This is a genomic window from Pseudomonas sp. Bout1 (assembly GCF_034314165.1).
Lineage (GTDB): Bacteria > Pseudomonadota > Gammaproteobacteria > Pseudomonadales > Pseudomonadaceae > Aquipseudomonas.
In genome coordinates this window covers 6230196-6247244 of record NZ_JAVIWK010000001.1, presented here as the reverse complement: position 1 = coordinate 6247244, position 17049 = coordinate 6230196, and the positions used below count along the sequence as shown (strand labels likewise).

The 17049-nt window shown below is 57.1% G+C and carries 15 protein-coding genes; 4 read left to right on the top strand and 11 right to left on the bottom strand.

The features are described 5' to 3' along the window. Window positions 1-92: 92 nt before the first annotated feature. The 6 genes from RGV33_RS28935 to RGV33_RS28910 form a co-directional block, all read right to left on the bottom strand. On the bottom strand, window positions 93-1025 hold the full coding sequence (locus RGV33_RS28935; protein WP_322147751.1) for a FecR family protein: 933 nt from the start codon (window positions 1023-1025) through the stop codon (window positions 93-95). Next, window positions 1022-1531, bottom strand: coding sequence for an RNA polymerase sigma factor (locus tag RGV33_RS28930; RefSeq protein ID WP_322147750.1), 510 nt, complete (start codon window positions 1529-1531; stop codon window positions 1022-1024). The genes RGV33_RS28935 and RGV33_RS28930 overlap by 4 nt, the downstream gene beginning before the upstream one ends. A gap of 118 nt (window positions 1532-1649) precedes the next feature. Next, window positions 1650-1973, bottom strand: a complete 324-nt coding sequence (locus tag RGV33_RS28925; RefSeq protein WP_322147749.1) for a hypothetical protein — start codon at window positions 1971-1973, stop codon at window positions 1650-1652. An 85-nt stretch (window positions 1974-2058) separates the two neighbouring features. Further along, window positions 2059-2370 (bottom strand): hypothetical protein, encoded by a 312-nt coding sequence (locus RGV33_RS28920; RefSeq protein WP_322147748.1) that lies wholly within the window; start codon window positions 2368-2370, stop codon window positions 2059-2061. Between the two features lies 1 nt (window position 2371). After that, window positions 2372-6985 carry an RHS repeat-associated core domain-containing protein gene (locus RGV33_RS28915; RefSeq protein ID WP_322147747.1) on the bottom strand — a complete coding sequence of 1538 codons (4614 nt, stop codon included), beginning with the start codon at window positions 6983-6985 and terminating at the stop codon, window positions 2372-2374. 204 nt (window positions 6986-7189) lie between these two features. Further along, window positions 7190-8062: a WYL domain-containing protein gene (locus RGV33_RS28910; RefSeq protein WP_322147746.1), complete on the bottom strand. Its 873-nt coding sequence runs from the start codon at window positions 8060-8062 to the stop codon at window positions 7190-7192. A 122-nt stretch (window positions 8063-8184) separates the two neighbouring features. Here RGV33_RS28910 and RGV33_RS28905 point away from each other — a divergent pair, with 122 nt between their 5' ends. The 3 genes from RGV33_RS28905 (at window position 8185) to RGV33_RS28895 (ending at window position 12662) form a co-directional block, all read left to right on the top strand. After that, window positions 8185-8430: a hypothetical protein gene (locus RGV33_RS28905; RefSeq protein ID WP_322147745.1), complete on the top strand. Its 246-nt coding sequence runs from the start codon at window positions 8185-8187 to the stop codon at window positions 8428-8430. A 432-nt stretch (window positions 8431-8862) separates the two neighbouring features. Continuing rightward, window positions 8863-10959 carry a hypothetical protein gene (locus tag RGV33_RS28900; RefSeq protein WP_322147744.1) on the top strand — a complete coding sequence of 699 codons (2097 nt, stop codon included), beginning with the start codon at window positions 8863-8865 and terminating at the stop codon, window positions 10957-10959. After that, complete coding sequence (locus RGV33_RS28895; RefSeq protein ID WP_322147743.1) at window positions 10959-12662, top strand: LeoA/HP0731 family dynamin-like GTPase; 1704 nt, start codon at window positions 10959-10961, stop codon at window positions 12660-12662. Before RGV33_RS28900 ends, RGV33_RS28895 begins: the two co-directional genes overlap by 1 nt. 31 nt (window positions 12663-12693) lie before the next feature. On the opposite strand, the gene RGV33_RS28890 is transcribed toward RGV33_RS28895, so the two are convergent. Both RGV33_RS28890 and RGV33_RS28885 read right to left on the bottom strand, forming a co-directional pair. Beyond that, complete coding sequence (locus RGV33_RS28890; RefSeq protein WP_322147742.1) at window positions 12694-13074, bottom strand: MerR family transcriptional regulator; 381 nt, start codon at window positions 13072-13074, stop codon at window positions 12694-12696. Beyond that, window positions 13013-13657 (bottom strand): NAD(P)H-dependent oxidoreductase, encoded by a 645-nt coding sequence (locus RGV33_RS28885; RefSeq protein WP_322147741.1) that lies wholly within the window; start codon window positions 13655-13657, stop codon window positions 13013-13015. Before RGV33_RS28885 ends, RGV33_RS28890 begins: the two co-directional genes overlap by 62 nt. A gap of 398 nt (window positions 13658-14055) precedes the next feature. On the opposite strand from RGV33_RS28885, the gene RGV33_RS28880 reads away from it, so the two are divergent. After that, window positions 14056-14367, top strand: coding sequence for a DUF6124 family protein (locus RGV33_RS28880; RefSeq protein WP_322147739.1), 312 nt, complete (start codon window positions 14056-14058; stop codon window positions 14365-14367). 236 nt (window positions 14368-14603) lie between these two features. On the opposite strand, the gene RGV33_RS28875 is transcribed toward RGV33_RS28880, so the two are convergent. The 3 genes from RGV33_RS28875 to RGV33_RS28865 all read right to left on the bottom strand — a co-directional run bounded on the left by RGV33_RS28875 (window position 14604) and on the right by RGV33_RS28865 (window position 17046). Next, the gene (locus RGV33_RS28875; protein WP_322147738.1) at window positions 14604-15380 is read right to left on the bottom strand and encodes a LexA family transcriptional regulator; all 777 of its coding nucleotides are present in this window, start codon (window positions 15378-15380) and stop codon (window positions 14604-14606) included. Between the two features lie 214 nt (window positions 15381-15594). Further along, window positions 15595-16122, bottom strand: a complete 528-nt coding sequence (gene ppa, locus RGV33_RS28870) for an inorganic diphosphatase (protein ID WP_003237090.1) — start codon at window positions 16120-16122, stop codon at window positions 15595-15597. Window positions 16123-16215: 93 nt separating this feature from the next. Continuing rightward, window positions 16216-17046 carry a M90 family metallopeptidase gene (locus RGV33_RS28865; RefSeq protein ID WP_322147736.1) on the bottom strand — a complete coding sequence of 277 codons (831 nt, stop codon included), beginning with the start codon at window positions 17044-17046 and terminating at the stop codon, window positions 16216-16218. Window positions 17047-17049 lie beyond the last annotated feature (3 nt).

The following is a 17049-nucleotide window of genomic DNA, read 5'->3' as shown; positions in this document are numbered from 1 at the left end:
CGAGATACAAATGATAATGCTTCCTAAGTGCGGGGTAAGACGCAGCAGAAATGGAAATTACCTTGGTCGCTGAAAATAATTTTACTGCAGCGTCAGCCCCGCACGATCAGGACGCGACGGGTGAGGGCGGTGGTGCGCAGTTTCTGGCTGTTGATCAGGGCATCCAGGGCGCTGTCTATCTGATTCAGGTTGAAGCTGGCGCTGATGGTGCGTTGCCCGACTTTATCGTCGAGCCAGATCACGTGGCCGCCTTGATAGCGCACCAACTCCTCAAGCACCTCGCGCAAGGGAGCGTCCCGCACACGTAGCTGGCCTTCGCGCCAGGCCAGCAAGCGTTCGGCGTCCACGGCTTGCGGTGCTTGCACGTGCCCGCTCACCACACGCAACTGTTCGCCGGGGTGCAGTTGTTGATGCTCACCGGCTGCGGCCACTTCAACACTGCCGCGTAACAGAATGATTTCGTCGGTCTTGTCGTTATGCGCGACGGAAAACTCGGTGCCCAGCACCCGAACCCGCGTGTTACCGGCTTGCACCACAAACGGTCGACCATCGTGGCTGACCTGCAGATACACCCGGCCGCGATGCAGGTTCACCCGGCGCTCATCGGAGGTAAGGTCGATATCGAGCGCGCTGTCGCTGTCCAGGTGCAGGTGTGAACCGTCGGCCAGGGTGATGTCCTGCTGCTGCCCGGTAGCGGTGGTGTAGTCACTGCCCCAACTGCTGATTGGTGGCGTGCCTAGGGATATCGCCCCGGCGGCGAGTACCAGGCAGGCAGCGGCGGCGTAGGTCCAGCGTCGGGCTGGCGGCCGACGGCGGTCCTGATGGCGGACTGCCCGCGCGGGGCGCTCCAGCAATTGCCAGAGCGTCTCGGCGTTTTGGTAGGCGTGGGCATTCAGCGGGTCTTCGCGCCACTGCGCAAACGCGTTGAGTTCTTGAAACGTCACGTTTTCCCCACGCAGGCGGGTAAACCAGTCCAGGGCTTGCTGGTCACGTTCGGACGGCGAAGGGGGTGGCTGATCGTTCATCGGGACTCGGTTGCGTGCAGGGCTGCGGTGCAATGGGCCATGGCCTTGTTCAAATGCCGCTCCACCGCCCGGGCATCAATATTCAGACGGACGGCAATCTCCTTGTAGCTCAATTGCTCCACCCGAGCCAGCAGAAACACTTCACGAGTGGGTGAGAGCAAGCCGTCGATCAGGCGTTGCAGGTGTTCCAGGGTATTGCCGGCAATCGCACTGCTTTGCGGGTCGGCATCGCCGGTGAGCGTTTGCAGTTCGTGGTCATCGTTGACGCCGCGTACGCGGTTGCGCCGGGCGTGGTCGATGCTCAGGTTATTGGCGATACGGTAGAGGAACGCGCGCACGTTGCCGATCTTGGCGACTTCGCTGTTCATCAGGCGGATGAAGGCGTCTTGCAAAAGGTCGTTGGCGGTTTCGCGGCAGTTCACCCGGCGCGTGAGGTAGGCCAGGAGTTCGCCGCGATGACGGCGGTAGAGCGGGCCGAGGTTGCGGTTGCCAGGGGAGTCGGGCATGGCGGGGCGGCGCTTTTGGGGGAGTGGTTGAGGTGGGGATGGTAGAGGGGATGAGAATTTGTCGCAAGAAGGTGCTTCTTATTGATAATGCCACCTTGCCGGGAAGTCCTTGTTTTGGTTAAACGTTTGTTGGGTAAAGGTGGATTTGGGTTGTTATTAAATCCACATAGCCTGGCTTTTGGGCCGGTACCTTATCGATTTCAGTAAGGTATGTTCTACCCGCTGCTGAGTAAATCCGATCAACGTTTTTGGACGATGGTTTGATATTTTTGCCCCAGTAAAAAATATCATCCAGACTAACCTCAACCTCGCATTCTTTTCCGATTTCTGAACACGTTCCCGCCCATAAGGCTACCCCGTTGCCGACAAGTAAGTGAAAACTAACCTCTAAAACATCACTTTTCGAAACTACATTAGTTATTTTTACTAGAGTTTTTTCCATTGACTATTTTTATTTGATAGTGCTTTATGCTTGTTGAGTGTCAGCTATACCAGATGTAGTGTGAGGTTTTTTATAAGTAAAACTGTCACTTATTCAGGGTTTCATCGGTCGGCTTCCAGAACTCAAGGTCTTGCATATGACGTTCCAAGTCATCCATGTCGTCTTCCCCCAAAGTGGTATCAAAGCCTTCGCATATTAACCTTCGAACCTTTGCCAGTCGGCCAGTGATGCCGAAGTTGTCTATGAATTTAGTGGTGGCATCTTGGTATTCATTTTGCGGCTTTCCAATATAGTATGTTCCCATTTTTCGCAATGAAACTAGCATGAATTCGATTTCTTTTAATGCTTCTAAAGCGTTTTCTCCAGATATGGTTATTTCTTTGTTTTGTTTTAACATATTATTTTCTCTTTACAAAATTAGGGTTGATTAATTTTAGGTTGCCTTCGACGGTTAGCTCCAAGGAACCATAGCGCGGATTTTTCAGCCACTCCAGCATGTGTTTCGGAACATCTGTTTCTACATAGTCTCGTCCTCGACTCAAGTCAACCTGATAGCGGTCTTGAACGTCGGCAGCACTTAGAACCTTATTTTTTGCTGGTTCCATGTAAACACGGTTGTTGTCATGCGCGAAAATCTCTCCTGCTTGTTCTATTCCGGTTAATCCTTTTCTGTTGGTGTAGTGCCTAACCCTGACAGTTTGTTCTTTTTTTACGGCTGCGCTTGGCGCGCGTGGGGAGCTGTGATTGACGCTTGCACTGTTTGCTGGATTTGCGACCCGGACGTCCGGTTTACAACCATTCGCACCCGGACAGGTATTCAGCCCCAGCGGATCCACCCACCCCGTCGGGTTGGGCACGTACTGGTATCCGTTCAGCCCGCCCGCCAGCTTCACGGGGTCGGGCGTCAGGTAGCGGCCAATGTCCGGATTGTAGTAGCGATGGCGGTTGTAGTGCAGCCCGCTTTCCGGGTCCAGGTATTGGCCCTGGAAGCGCAGCGGGTTGGTGACCGTGTTGACGTCCAGCTTCGCGATTTGGCCGTAGGCGCGGTAATGCGCGGACCAGACGATTTCGCCGTCGGGAGCGGTGAGTTCTTGCGGAGTGCCAAGGTGGTCGAGTTGGTAGTGGAAGGGTTTTACGTCTTCCGGGCCGTAGCCTTTCAGCAGTGCTAACGGGCGAAAACTGTTGGGTTCGTAAATGTAGCTCTGGTGGTGGTCGGCGCTGTGTTCGGCGATCAGGGTGTCGCCTTGCCAGAAGAATTCAGTGGTCTGGCCTTTTAGGGTTTTGGCGATTCGCCGCCCGAAGGGATCGTAGCGGTAGCTGGCCTGTGTGCCGTCCGGCTGGATGACAGCAATTAGTCGGTGCTGGCAGTCGTAGCGGTACTCGGTGACCAACTGCTGGGCACGGCCCCGGCGTTCCCGTAGGAGGTTGCCGAAGGCGTCGTAGTCGTAATGGCGGTCGCCTTGCATCAACAGGCGGTTGCCTTTGATCACGCTCGGGCCGACGCGGTCTTGCATCAGCAGGTTGCCCGCAGGATCGTGGACGAAGCGTTCCTGCCGGTCGTGCGAGTGGTTGGCGCGGGTCAGGCGGTCGAGCGGGTCGTAGTGGTAGTCGTGCTGGCCTTTGCGGGTGTCGAGGATGCGGGTCAGGTTGCCGCGTTTGTCGTAGTCGTACTGGCGGCGCTGGTGGCGTTGTTCCTGTTGGGTGATGGCGTGGGCGTGCAGGCGGCCCTGGTCGTCGTAGTGATAGTGGCTGAGGAGCTGGCCTTGCTGGCGCTGGTGTTCGCGACCGGATTTGAACAGGTGCGAAGTGAGCAGGTTGCCATTCAGCTCGACGGTGGCGAGGTCGCCGCCTTTGTCGTGATGGAAGGTGAGGCGGTTGTTATCGGGAAGGCGTAATTTTTCGAGTTGGCCGCATTCGTCGTAGCCATAACGCAGGGTGCCCCAGCCTTGGTGTTCGGCGGTGAGGCGGTTTTGCAGGTCGTATTCGTAATGCAGCGGCCAGTGGCCGTCGTCGACGCTGAGAAGGTTTCCGAGGCGGTCGTAGGTGTAATCGACCATGCTGCGGTCGGGCAGGGTTTTTCTTACGAGGCGACCGGCTACATCGCGCTCATATCGGGTAACCAGCTGGCTGCCATCGTCACCGTATTCGGTCTTTTCCAGCAGGTGCCCGGCGAGGTCATAAACGTAGGCGGTACGGCGGCCATCAAACCCGGTTTCCTGCTGGATCAGGCCGTTGGCGTGATAGTCGAGCCGATAGGTTTCCCCAACCTCGTTTTCAATCTCGGTCAGTAGCAACCGGACATTGTCGTAACGGTATTTGAGCTGCGTGCCGTCGGGGTTAATGCGCCGGCTGATCAGGTGCAGACCGTCGGCGTACTCATAGCGCGTAACCCGACCCAGTTCATCGCGCTCGGCGGTGATTTTTCCGTACGGGTTGTAGTTGAATTCGCGAGTGGCCCCGCCCGGCTGAATCACCTTCAGCAAACGACCTACAGCGTCCCATTGGTATTGGGTCAGTGCGCCATGCTCATCCTCGCAGGCAACCTGCCGCCCCAGGTCGTCATAGCGATAACGCCGCACACCGCCATTCGCCAGTTTTTCCTCGGTGAGCTGACCACGCTCGTTCCAGGTCAGCCGCTGGCTGCTGTTGTCCGGATACCAGACGCCGGAGAGTTTTCCGTGTTTGGTGTAGGTGTATTCGGTGTAATTGCCGTCCGGATCAGTCTTGCGGGTGATATCGCCCTGGTCATTACGCTGGTATTTCCACACCGCGTCACCACGGCGTACAACCCGTACGAAACCGTTGTCATGCTCGTAGGACGTGGGTGCATCGTCACAGGGAAACAGCGCAATCAACCGACCGGCTTCGTCGTATTGATACACCGTCACCGCCCCCAGCGGATCCTGCTCGACCGTTAGCCGGCCTTTTTCATCGTAAGATTTGAAGTGCTGCGCGCCGTCTGGATCAATCCGTTGCACCAGCCGTGCGCGCTGGTCGTGCACGTACACTTCCTGGCTGCCATCGGCGTTGTGCACGGTGACACTGCTGTTGTCATCCCACACATACCGCGTGTCCATCTGCGAGAAACTGGCCCAGTGCCGGACACACCTTGCAGCCTTGCCAGACCGTTCCCACTCCCAAAAGAAACTCGCCCCACCAGCCAGTTCCCGCTCCAGGATCACCTGCTGATCGTCGTACCGATAACGCTCGCTTTCGCCGACAGCATTGGTCGCCTCAATCAACCGCCAAGCGTCGTCATACTTGTAGGAAACAACGTTCTGTTCGGTAATCCAGTCCAGCTCCCGCTGCACCTGATAGTCGACCGCAACGATATGCCCGCGGTCATACCGCAGCATCAATCCATGACCAACGCCGTTATCGATCCGCTGAATGCGCCCTGAATAATCGCAGGAAATGCGCAGCCGGTTGTCGTACGCGTCACTGATCGACGTCAGCACACCGTCGCGAAAGTGGTAGAAAAGTGAGGCCTGAGCCAGCACCAATTCATCCGGCAAAGCGCCCAGATAAATCGCCGCCTCCGCCAGGCTGTTGGTGATGGCCGGTCGCGCAGCAGAGGGCAGGGGAAAGGTGGTGCTGCGGTTCTCGTGATCGGTCCATACCACCGATTCACCGCTAACCACCAACCGCTGCGCCAGCGAATGACTCCAGCCAAATCCCAGCCCGCAATCCACCTCCACCGCACTGCTGCGATACAACCGCGTCCAGGCAAATGGCAGCACACCCTCCAACGAGCCGTCCGTGAGGGTCAGCAGTTCCTCACCGGTAACCATCGACACCGGGCAGCCATTGGTTGCGGTCTTATCTGCGGGAGCGGCCGCATCTCCTCCAGGGTTTTTCGCAGAAGCCGGTGCATCATCTACATGCGCCTTCTCTCGAATCACGCTGTTCTGACGCGGCCCCCAGCGCATCTGCACGCCACCCTTTTTCAACCCTTCAACGGCGCCCCGAACGGCTACCGTTTTATAACGCCCCACCGCCCCCATAAAACTCTGAAGAACGCTGAATATGCCCTTCACAAACTGAATGGCCGCCTCAACAATCCGGGCGCCGTACCTGAGTACACGCGAACTCAAATAGGCGATGCCCGCTGCCGGCAAAACCACCGTCAGCAAGGCTGCCACCAACAAATCGATCAGCAACGACACCACAAACCCGGCCACCGCCCCGGCGGTACTACCGGCAACCTCGCTCGGCGGCAACGCAGACAGCCAAATCATCGCCGTGCGCAACATCAGGTACAGCGCCGCCTCATCACTGGCCAGCAACATGGCCTGTTCCATGACCTTGGGTGCAGTGCGGGCCAGTTCCATCAGCTCGTGGGCTTTGTCTCCCAGGTTTTCAAACAACTTGCCGGGATCCTTGAAGATCTCCTGCACCTGTTTGATGGCGTCCCACACGCCGGTAATCGCCGCCCAGCTTCCCGCCAGCAAGCCGTTGCCAATCGCGCTCGACGTGGACCTTTCCCAGTGCGGCCTGAAACCGTCCCATTGCTCGCGAAGCCAGCGTTCCAGGTCTGCGGTCAACCCGTCGTAAGACGAAAACAGCGCCTCGACCTGCTCCAGCGAAACCCCACCCTGCACCCGTACCCGGTAACGCCTGCCGGCCACACAGGGGTGAGCGCCTTTCCCCTGTTCATCGAGCATGACCACGGTTGAACTGCCGTCATCCAGCCCAATCACCTCAACGGGAATACCTCCCAGCGGCACGTCATACACTGACTCGAACTTGCTCTCGATCTCCAGTACGCCGCCGACCTCACAGCGCACCACCGTCGAGAAATTGTCATCGGTCATGCTCACCGACTGGCTCGAATCTCCCACCCGAATGATTCGATCCATCCCCAGCAATGAGGGCAAATCTGCCCCATGACTGACCTTGTCCAGCGCCTGCGAATACCAGGCGCCCACCTGCTGGCGATACACCGCCAGGCTCCGATGAAAGCCATCCAGTTCGTGTTCGATATGGGCAATGTGGGACGAAGAAGCAGTCATCCGTGACGTCTCTGCAAGGGCGAGGCGTCGGAGTCTGCAACAGCAAAATGGGGCTGGACGAATGGTTCGGAAAATCAGATTGGGCTTACAAGGTGGGAGTTTTTTTCCGTGCCGAGCCGGCGCCCGGCACTACGTAAGACAGCGATTCGTCTCATTGACCACCGAGCCCCCCCCGGCATTGCACCGGGGAGGAACCCGCGCTGATCAATCGTACAGCCAGGGTTTCAGCTCTTGCAGGTTCTTGACCACGATCTGCTGGGCTTCAGGTTTAGGGTCCAGGTTCTTCGGATCGATCTGATAACGCTGCAGGACATATTTCACCAACGCCTGGCGACTGGGGATTACCAACTGCCCGTCGACCATGCCGAAGTCCGTCTCGATGATCGCCCGCTGGGTCGGCGACAGTCGCTGGTCCGGGGCGATGATCAGGTCCACGGGGGTCTCCCATACCGTGTCCTCGTCGATCAGGTTTTCTGACTTGTCCAGCAACTCCGGCTCGCCCCTCAGACGGCTGAGTACAAAGTCGCGGTACTTGCGGTTCTTCTCGCAGTAGGCGCGCACATGCCAGCGCATGCCGGTGTACACCAGGGTATGAGGCGCTATCAGGCGAATTTCCGGCTCCGGGTTGGCCAGGGAAACGTACTCGGTTTCCAGGCGCAGCCCCTCGCGGCAGGCCTTGAGCAGCGGGCGCAAAATCTGCGGCCGAATGCTGCGGTCAGGCACCTCCAACACCTTGGTATGTGCATAGGCCAACGCCAGCCCTTCAATGTGCGGCGCCCGTTCATTGTTCTGGTACAACAGGTGCAAATAGGCACTGGCGCTGTCGTCGATGAACCTTGGCTTGAACACTTTGCTCGGGACGTAGCCCTTGAGCTGCTTGTCATATGTCAAGTTTCGGGGCGCATGCTCGTTGATGTATGTGTTGATGTCTTTCGACGCCTGCTGCCGGCTGATGCCAAAGCTCTGGATCAAGTGCCCCGTGGTCAGGCGCCCTTCCCACCAGGCGACGGTCTCGATCAAGCGATAGCGAAGTGCCAGGTCCCAGCGTACTTGCTCAATGGATTGCTTGCGTTTCATGACCCCTCCCATGTGTGCCATTACTTTACCTGTATCTGTCCACAGTATGGACCTGTAATCAAAGGCTACATATCGTGTGGCTGTCTTCGGGATCGCCTGAAGCTTGGAAAAGGAAACAGGACATGGGTATGTCGGAGTTGATTTCGACAGGTGCGCTGGTGTTGATCGGTGTGATTCTGCTGGTGCTGCTGATGCAGTATTTGCGGCTGCGGGAGATCTGGAAATTTGTGATGGGCTGTCGCACCGCAACACGCTGGGCGAAGATTCGGGAGATGGAGAACCGTGAGTTGAAGCGGGCGTTGCGGGCGGAGCGGGCGGAGCGGGCGCGGGTGGCGGCGCTGATGGTGGTCTCTACGCCGGCGGAATAAAGAGCGCTGAATACGGCCCCTGCCTTAGTCGGATGGCTAATAGCCACCTGTTCAAGTAGCATCCACCGGCGAAATTCGCGTGCGCTTGCACCGCTCAGTGCCTTGCAGGGCAGTGGGCCGGGTTGGCGCACCTCGACGCTTGGATGGATTCTGAAAACAGCGTGACCCCGGAAGAAGGAGTTTTCTCATGTCTGCATACCCTCTGACTTACTCCGCCGTTGCCCTGTTCTTCCAGACTGCAGGGCGGTAATCCTGTGATCGCCTCACTGATCAATAGCTGATTACAACCGCGAGATTCGACATTCTTTCAATGAAACGATGAGAGCTCTGATGAGTATTGATTTGGCATCCCCGAAGCACATTTATTCGAGCGTGGCTCGTGAAGTCGATGAGATTTTAAAAAAGCTCGGAGCATCGTCGACGGATGAACAAGTGTCCAAGGCTCAGAGCCGAACTCGCGAAGTGCTGGGGCAATTCCAGACGCAAATCAATGAACACATTGCTGCGTTGGAAGGGAGCGCCGAGTGGGATAAGTTCACCATCGCTTTCTACGGTGAAACCAACGCCGGAAAGTCGACGATCATTGAAACGCTGCGGATCTTGCTTGAAGAGCGCAGTAAAGTTGAAACCCAGGCGCAGTACAAAGCCCTGCAAGTGAAGGCCGGGTTGACTGAAGAAAACTTCGCGGCGTTACTGCAGTCGAGCCAGGACGGCGAACAGCTGCTGGCCGATCTTGAACTGAAGCTCGCTGAACTGGTGCGCTTTCATGATGACCGTCGTGGCGTGCTTGTGGATGAAGTCTCTCGCCTGCAGCTGCAGGTGGCAGACAAGAAGGCAAACGCTTCACTGTGGCACAAGCTCCTGAATACGTTTCGCAAGCTGCCAGAAGAGCATCAGCAGGTGCGTAGCGCACTGGCCCTTGATGCCGCAGAAGCTGAAGGCATCGCTGCTGTGGAGCACCTCAAGAAACAGCAACTTGACGCTCTGCAACTAAAAACGGCGGCAGAGCTTGAGCGCGCCCGCCTGGAGCAGCAACTGGAACAGCTGAATGCCTTCGCCGACGGTGGGATCATCGGCAATGGCAGTTCCGATTTCACCCTCGATACACAAGGCTATGAGTTTCGCGCTGGCGATCAACAGTTTGTCTTGCTGGATGTGCCGGGGATTGAGGGCAAGGAAGCGAAGGTGATCGACAGCATTTGGTCGGCGGTGCGCAAGGCCCACGCGGTTTTTTATGTGACAGGCAAAGCGGCCGCGCCACAGAAGGGCGAGGGTACCAACAAGGGCACCCTGGAAAAAATCAAAGAACACCTGGGGGCGCAAACTGAAGTCTGGACGTTGTTCAATAAACGGGTGACTCACCCGATGCTGCTAAAAGGCGATTTGGTGAGTGCAGACGAGCTGGCCAGCCTGGACGACCTGAACACAAAAATGCGCGAGCAGCTGGGTGATAACTACCAGAAGGTCATTCCCCTGAGTGCCCAGCCTGCGTTCCTGGCCGTTGCCGATTGCCTGCCGCCCGGTTCTCCCCATGCCAAGAACAAGGCCAAGTTTCTCGCCAACTTCACGGTGGAGGAAGTGCTGAATAAAACCAATATCCGGCACTTTCATCAGGTCCTGACGGGTGATCTGGTCAGCGATTACAAGCACAAAATCCGGCGCTCCAACTTCAATAAGGCCAATCGGGTGGTCATGAATGCCAAGGACGAGTTCGACGCCTTGCGCCTTCAATCCTTCATGCCTTTGCGGGACCGTTTGAAAGAAGACGTAAAGGGCTCTTGCGACCAATTGGACATCAGCCTCAAGGGTTTGAAAACTCGCTTGGAAACCCAGGGTGAGCAAGCGATTAACACCTTTAAAAATACGGTTCGACGTCACCTTTACAAGCGTATTGAAAGCGACATCAGCAATGACAGCTTCAAGGCCGCGTTCGAAACGTTGATACAAGAAGGCCAAGCCACGCTTGAGACGCAGTTGCCGAAAAAAATGGACGCTGAACTGCAACGCTTCCAGGCGGATATCGCCGACGTCATCGAGCGATTCCAGGAGTATGCCAATGAGCTGCTGGAAGCTTACGCAAAGGTGCGGGTAGGGCGGATGGACACCCAGTTTGACTTGAAGATCGACATCGACAATGGGCTCAAGGTAAAGAACTTGCTGATCACCCTGGGCAGCGGTGCGCTGTTGTTCTGGAACCCGGCAGGCTGGGTGATCCTGGCGTTGGGCATCGCCGGAGTGTTTTTCGGTGCAGTCAAGGCAGTCATCGGCTTTTTCAGCAGCGATTACAAAATGGCTCAACAGCGTAAGTCGGTTGACGAAAACCTCGACAAGATCACTGCGCAACTGCGCAAGTCTCTGCACGAGAGCCTGGCCGATGCCTTTCCTGAACTGGAAAAGAAAGTCGAAGGCCTCAAGGACGCCCTGGCCGAGCCGGTGCGCCAGGTCAGCGAAATTAATAATACGCTGATCAAGTCCATCGCCGAGCTGAACAAACTGTCTACCAAAATCGAATTAGCAGGTGCCAAATAATGGAAAAGACACTCGGTGCATTCAAAGCGCAGCAGACCCGGGCGCTGGCAATCCTGGAGAAGCTCCAGGCCTTCCTACAGCAGGGCGAAAGCGTTGGGGTACAGATCGATCAGAACCTCAAGGCCAAGTTGCAAACGGCTATCGAGGGCGTTGCTGGCGATAAACTGAAAATCGCCTTGGTGGGCGGTTTTTCCGAAGGCAAGACTTCCATTGCCGCGGCCTGGATGGAGAAGCTGGATAAGTCCAGCATGAACATCAGCCATCAGGAGTCGTCCAACGAAGTTAAAGTGTATGACGTCAGTTCAGAGTTTGTGTTGATCGACACCCCGGGTTTATTCGGTTTCAAAGAGCAGTTCAACGCTGAAACCGACGCTATCGAAAAGTACAAAGACATCACCAAGAAGTACGTCAGCGAAGCGCACCTGGTGCTGTACGTGATGAACTCCACCAACCCGATCAAGGAAAGCCACAAGGACGACCTGACGTGGCTGTTCCGAACCTTGAACCTGTTGCCACGTACCGTGTTTGTACTCAGCCGCTTCGATGAAGTGGTGGATGTGGAAGACGAGCCGGAGTATCAGGACCACCTCAAGATCAAGCAGCGCAATGTCACCGAGCGCCTGCGCGACTTGATCAGCCTCACGCCAAGCGAGGCCGATGCCCTGGCAGTCATTGCCGTGGCCGCCAACCCGTTTGACCGAGGCACCGAGTACTGGCTGGGCAACCTGGACGAGTTCAAGGTTCTTTCCCACATCGGCACATTGCAAGAAGCGACGTTGCGCAAGATAAAGGACAACGGCGGTGCGGTCGCAATCGTGGAAGAGACCAAGAACAGCGTCATCCGCGACGTACTCGACAAGCAACTGCCCATCGCGGTACAGAACGATGAAAAGATCGGTGAGGAGGTGGATAAGCTGACCACCATGAGCCTGCGCCTGGAAAAACAATTGACCTCTACCGACGCGCAAATTGGAGACGTGCGTGGCAACCTGCGTCAGTTTGTGGGGGAGTACTTCGCCGACCTGATCCTGCAAGCCAAGGGCCTCAGCCAGGAAACCTTCTCTGACTTTTTCGAGCGTGAAGTCGGCAGCGAAGGCGTCATGGTGACCACTCGTCTGCAAAACGAATTTGAGCGCCAGCTCAGGGCTGTCACCCTTGAAGTCAGCAAGATGAAAGTGGGCTTTGACGCCGAGGTCAATCACTTCAACAGCGCGGTAAAAGTCTTCGGCAAGCAAGGCCTGGACTACGTACTCAAAAGTAACCTGATCAATAATGGCACCATTCTCGCCACCCGGGATGGCCTGGTCAGTGCCGCCAAAATCGTCGGCCTGGATTTGGGCAAAATGCTCAAATTCAAACCGTGGGGCGCCGTCAACCTTGCCAAGGGCCTCAATGGCGCACTGGCGGTGTTCGGCCTGGCCATGGAAGCCTGGGACACCTGGGAGCAAGCCAAGCGCGAACGGGCCTTTCGCGAAGCACTCGAGCAGATGGTGAAAAACTTCGAGACCCAGCGCAGTGAATTACTGGCGCTGATCAACAGCCCGAAATTTACCGAAACCTTCTTTGCAGACTTTGTCGAACTGACAGCAACGGTAGAGGGCGTGAAGCGCGACGTGGCTCAACGTAAAGAGCAGCGTCAGCGGTTTCACGCATGGCGCGAAATGGGAGAGGTGATCGAAGCGGAGTTTACGGTGGTGCGTTAAGGCATCGCGCCCCTGATCCCGGCGGCCTGCCTTACGGCGGGCCGCCATCAGCCGGCAGGCAAAAATCTGATACACCCTCGCGACTTGCTTCAAACTCAACCAGGCCTGCATGCACGCGTTGCAGGGCCTCGATTTGATTGACCAGCTGTTGTTTCTTCTCTTCAATGGCCCGATTCGCCCGCTGCCAGGGCAGCTCATCACCTTGGTAACCTCGCAGAATCACCTGCAACTCCTTGAGCTTGAACCCTAGCTGTTGAGCGCATTTGATAAAACTCAGCAGCTCGACGTTCTGTGGGGAATAAATGCGATATTTACCTTCCCGTTGTGGCGGCGGCAACAGGCCAATCGCCTCATAGTGACGAATCGCCTTGATCGTGGTGCCCGACAACTGCGCGGCTTTGCCGATGTACATGAAAAGTCCTTTTCCCAAAGAGTGCGCCGGCCTGTTGCAGCCATCGGTCCCGTTGCTGTGGCGTGGAGCCCAGTACCGGTCCGAACTGCAACGTCTTGATCGGCTGGATGCCACAAAACGCCAGCGTCGTCTTGCGCATCTGATGCAGCGCGGGCATGCGGTAGAACCACCTGTAATACCACGGCGGCGTGTCCAGGGTCACCAGCAAATGCGCGGTTCGGCCCTTCAGGAGTTTGTCGGGGAAGGCCTTACCCTTGCGGTATTTGAAGGCGAAACCGGACAGGAAAATCCGCTCGATAAAACCCTTCATCAATGCCGGAATACCGCCCCACCAGATGGGAAAAACAAACGTCAGGTGATTGGCCCACAGGATGTCGGATTGGGCGTTGAGCAGGTCTGGCTCAAGAGGTTGGGCCTGGCTGTAGCCGTTGTGCAGGATGGGGTCGAACGTCAGGTCGCCCAGGCGCAGGACGCGTACTTCGTGGCCGGCGGTGTTGGCGCGGGTGATGTAGGTGTCGGTGAGGGCGCAACAGAAGCTCGTGCTGGAAGGGTGGCCGAGGATGACCAGGATGCGTTGGCTCATGGCGGTGGAGTCCTGAAACTAGGGCTTTCAGGGTGAGGTGTGACCTTAAGGGGAGAGTCAAGATGTTGCAGTGATTGGGAATGGCCAGGAAGACGCATCCCTTTCATTTGCAGGACGTTTCCTAGAGAATTCCAAGCGCTTGCGCCAGCAAAATCCCGCGACTAGTCTGCGTTCCGTCACTGCCTATTCAGTGATCGGGTTTAGTCGCCCGGATTCGATTGGCGCACGATCAGTTCATGAGTCAGGCCGTTTTTCGCCTGCACTTTATGGTGGCTGTGCGCAGGGCGCTTTCGGGCGCGCCGGGTTTCCAATCGACCGGTCGACTAACCTGCGTACAGCTGCCACCTTCGTTTAGTCGCGAGAGGTGGTGGCTCCAAACGTTCGATTGGAGTTCTACCATGGTCAAAGTTACCCCCGATCCACCCACGTCCCATAAAGCCTTGCTCAACGACAGTGAGGCCACACGCCGAGCGATCGATCACTACCTCAAGGCACCTGAAGCACCGCCTTCACCCAACCCGTATACCGTTGATGACGACCTTAGTTTCGAAGACGCCTTGGCCCACGCTGCCGAGTTGTTGCATTGCGCCGTGGCGACCGCCCAGGCGTCGACCGAGCCGCTGAACGGCGCGCAGCGGGCGGTGATGCATTTGGTGGAAATGTCGAAGGTGGTGGTGGATCGAGCGCTGGATTGTTTGCAGCCGAGGTGAGGTAACTTCGCGCTCCGACTTTCTTCCGGGCATTAAAAAGCCGGCTTGTGGCCGGCTTCTCGGGGACTGGTTCAGCTTATTTTTGGTAAACCTCACCAGCCTTCAAATCGTTCACCTGAACTCACACCCAGGTGATAAAGGGGCATCAGCGGGAACTCCTCCGCATCGCCAGGCAGGGCGGACCGGCTCACGCCAGCCCCCTACCAAATGTGCGGCGCATAATACCCACATTCGCTTCAATTTCCCAGCTTCGGATCCGTTTTAGAGCCTTCGTAGCCCAATAAATGCGCATCCAACGGCACCGGCGGGCGGCGATTATTCAGGGTCGCCCACCAGAACACCCAACCCAGAATTTCGAAGTTCTGCTCGTGGCGCTGTTCATAGGTCAAAAACTCGTCCGGATGCTCGGCGCTGTTGTGGCTACGCATCCTCAGGCCGCCTCCTGGCCGGTTGTAGAGGTATTTGATGCGCAACATTCCGTCGTGCTCTACCGCGTAGATTTCGCCGTCGATGATCTGTTTGCGCCCGCAGTCGATGGCAAGGGTACTTCCGTCCTGGATGATGTCGATCATGCTGTTGCCGACCATGTAGGCACCCAGTGCCCGCTCCGGGCTTACGTCGATGCTTTCAAGGGTGTGCAGGGAGAGGCGGATGCTTTCGGTTGAGGTGAAGGTGGGGTGGAGGGGAATCTCCACGTCGATTTTTACCGGACCCGCGATGGGGTGGGCGATGTAGTTGCCGGTGCTCTCGCGGGCGATACGGTGGGAGTTGTCTGCATCGGTTCCTTCCAGCAGGTAGTTGGCGGGTGGATGTTTGGGGCCCTCGCCGGTGCGCAGCCAACGGCTGGTGACGCACAGCAGTTCTGCGAACTCGTTGAGTCGGCCCATGGGGACGCCGCGTTTGAACCAGTTGTTTACGTGTTGAGGCGTAACATCGCGGTTCTTGGCGAAGTCGGAAGCGGAAAGATGAACTTCCCGTAATAGCGCTCTTAAGCGATCACCTGATGTATTCATAAACGCAGAGTTTACTGGCCGTCAAAACAGATCAAATAAACCATGCGTTGAGTTGCTGTATGTAGGTGTTTCCTTATTGTAGGCTGATTCAATTAGTTAACTAAACTAGTTAAACGATTACTGTAGATGTGTTTATTCAAGTCATTCAGTGTTTATATTTTTCCCACAAAAAAAGCCCCGATTAATCGGGGCTTCTTTTTAACGAGTAGCGGTATCAGCCTTTGTAGGCAGCGACCGACTTCATGATCTCGGCGCGGGCGGCGTCTGCATTGCCCCAGCCTTCGATCTTCACCCATTTGCCTTTTTCGAGGTCTTTGTAGTTCTCGAAGAAGTGTTTGATCTGTTCCAGCAGCAGTGGCGGCAGGTCGGTGTATTCCTTCACGTCGACATACAGCTGGGACAGCTTGTCGTGTGGCACTGCGATAACTTTGGCATCGCCGCCGCCGTCGTCAGTCATGTTCAGGATGCCGACCGGGCGTGCGCGGATAACCGAGCCTGGGGTAACCGGGTAAGGGGTCACGACCAGCACGTCGAGGGGGTCACCGTCGTCTGCCAGGGTGTTGGGGATGAAACCGTAGTTGGCCGGGTAGAACATCGGGGTGGCCATGAAACGGTCAACGAACAGGCAGTCGCTGTCTTTGTCGATTTCGTATTTGATCGGCGCGTGGTTGGCCGGAATCTCGATGGCGACGTAGATGTCGTTCGGCAGGTCTTTGCCAGCCGGAATCTTGCTGTAGCTCATTGGGCGTTGCCCCCGTAGTTGGCCATGAAACATGGCCGGATTGGCCTAAAAGTGGCGGCGATTATAGGCATATTCTGACGCCGATGCCATGCGTCAGACGTCGTAGGGCGCCTGGCGTTCAGTCTGATACCGCACGTCGCCGGCCTGCAGTAGATGCAAGCGTGCCAGGGGATCCTGGCGGTAGAAGTGGCTCAGTTGCTCGTACACCTGTGGATAGCTGCTGACCAGCAAATCCGGGGCACTGAAGAAGTACTCGCTGGTGACGGCGAAGAACTCGGCCGGGTTTTCCGCAGCGTAGGGGTCGATAGCGGTTTCGGCGTCCGGGTTGTGGTCGAGCTGGCGGTTGAGGTCGTCGAAGGCGCTTTGCATGACGCTGGCCCATTCCTGCACGCGCATGTGGCTGTGCAGCGGTGGCAGGCCGTTGGCGTCGCCGTTGAGCATGTCCAGCTTGTGGGCCAGTTCGTGGATGACCAGGTTGTAGCCTTCCCAGTTGCCGCTGGCCAGCACGCCGGGCCAGGCGAGGATCACGGGGCCCTGTTGCCAGGCTTCGCCGCTGTGTTCGCCGTCCCACTCGTGTTCCACGCCGCTGGCGTCGCGATGACGCTGGGGGCTGAGGAAGTCGTCGGGGTACAGCACGATCTCGTGGAAACCCTGGTACCAGTCGAGGTCGCCAAGGTTCATCAGCGGCAGTTGCGCTTGGGCTGCGAGCAGCAGGCGTTGTTCCTGGTGCAGTTCGACGCCGGGCAGGGCGGTGAGGTGCTTTTCGGCGAGGAACACCACACAGGCTTCCCGCAGCCACTGGTCTTGCTCGCCGGTGATGCCGTCGAGGAAGGTCAGGTGGTGGCGCACCCGCTGCCACGTTTCATCGGCAATCGGGTGCCTGGCCAGCAGGCGCCGGCGACGCCAGGCGCTGAGGGACCACATCGC

Coding starts and splice junctions, on each gene's coding strand:
- RGV33_RS28935 (WP_322147751.1), bottom strand. CDS start 1,025: ATGAACGATCAGCCACCCCCTTCGCCGTCCGAACGTGACCAGCAAGCC.
- RGV33_RS28930 (WP_322147750.1), bottom strand. CDS start 1,531: ATGCCCGACTCCCCTGGCAACCGCAACCTCGGCCCGCTCTACCGCCGT.
- RGV33_RS28925 (WP_322147749.1), bottom strand. CDS start 1,973: ATGGAAAAAACTCTAGTAAAAATAACTAATGTAGTTTCGAAAAGTGAT.
- RGV33_RS28920 (WP_322147748.1), bottom strand. CDS start 2,370: ATGTTAAAACAAAACAAAGAAATAACCATATCTGGAGAAAACGCTTTA.
- RGV33_RS28915 (WP_322147747.1), bottom strand. CDS start 6,985: ATGACTGCTTCTTCGTCCCACATTGCCCATATCGAACACGAACTGGAT.
- RGV33_RS28910 (WP_322147746.1), bottom strand. CDS start 8,062: ATGAAACGCAAGCAATCCATTGAGCAAGTACGCTGGGACCTGGCACTT.
- RGV33_RS28905 (WP_322147745.1), top strand. CDS start 8,185: ATGGGTATGTCGGAGTTGATTTCGACAGGTGCGCTGGTGTTGATCGGT.
- RGV33_RS28895 (WP_322147743.1), top strand. CDS start 10,959: ATGGAAAAGACACTCGGTGCATTCAAAGCGCAGCAGACCCGGGCGCTG.
- RGV33_RS28890 (WP_322147742.1), bottom strand. CDS start 13,074: ATGTACATCGGCAAAGCCGCGCAGTTGTCGGGCACCACGATCAAGGCG.
- RGV33_RS28885 (WP_322147741.1), bottom strand. CDS start 13,657: ATGAGCCAACGCATCCTGGTCATCCTCGGCCACCCTTCCAGCACGAGC.
- RGV33_RS28880 (WP_322147739.1), top strand. CDS start 14,056: ATGGTCAAAGTTACCCCCGATCCACCCACGTCCCATAAAGCCTTGCTC.
- RGV33_RS28875 (WP_322147738.1), bottom strand. CDS start 15,380: ATGAATACATCAGGTGATCGCTTAAGAGCGCTATTACGGGAAGTTCAT.
- ppa (WP_003237090.1), bottom strand. CDS start 16,122: ATGAGCTACAGCAAGATTCCGGCTGGCAAAGACCTGCCGAACGACATC.
- RGV33_RS28865 (WP_322147736.1), bottom strand. CDS start 17,046: ATGTGGTCCCTCAGCGCCTGGCGTCGCCGGCGCCTGCTGGCCAGGCAC.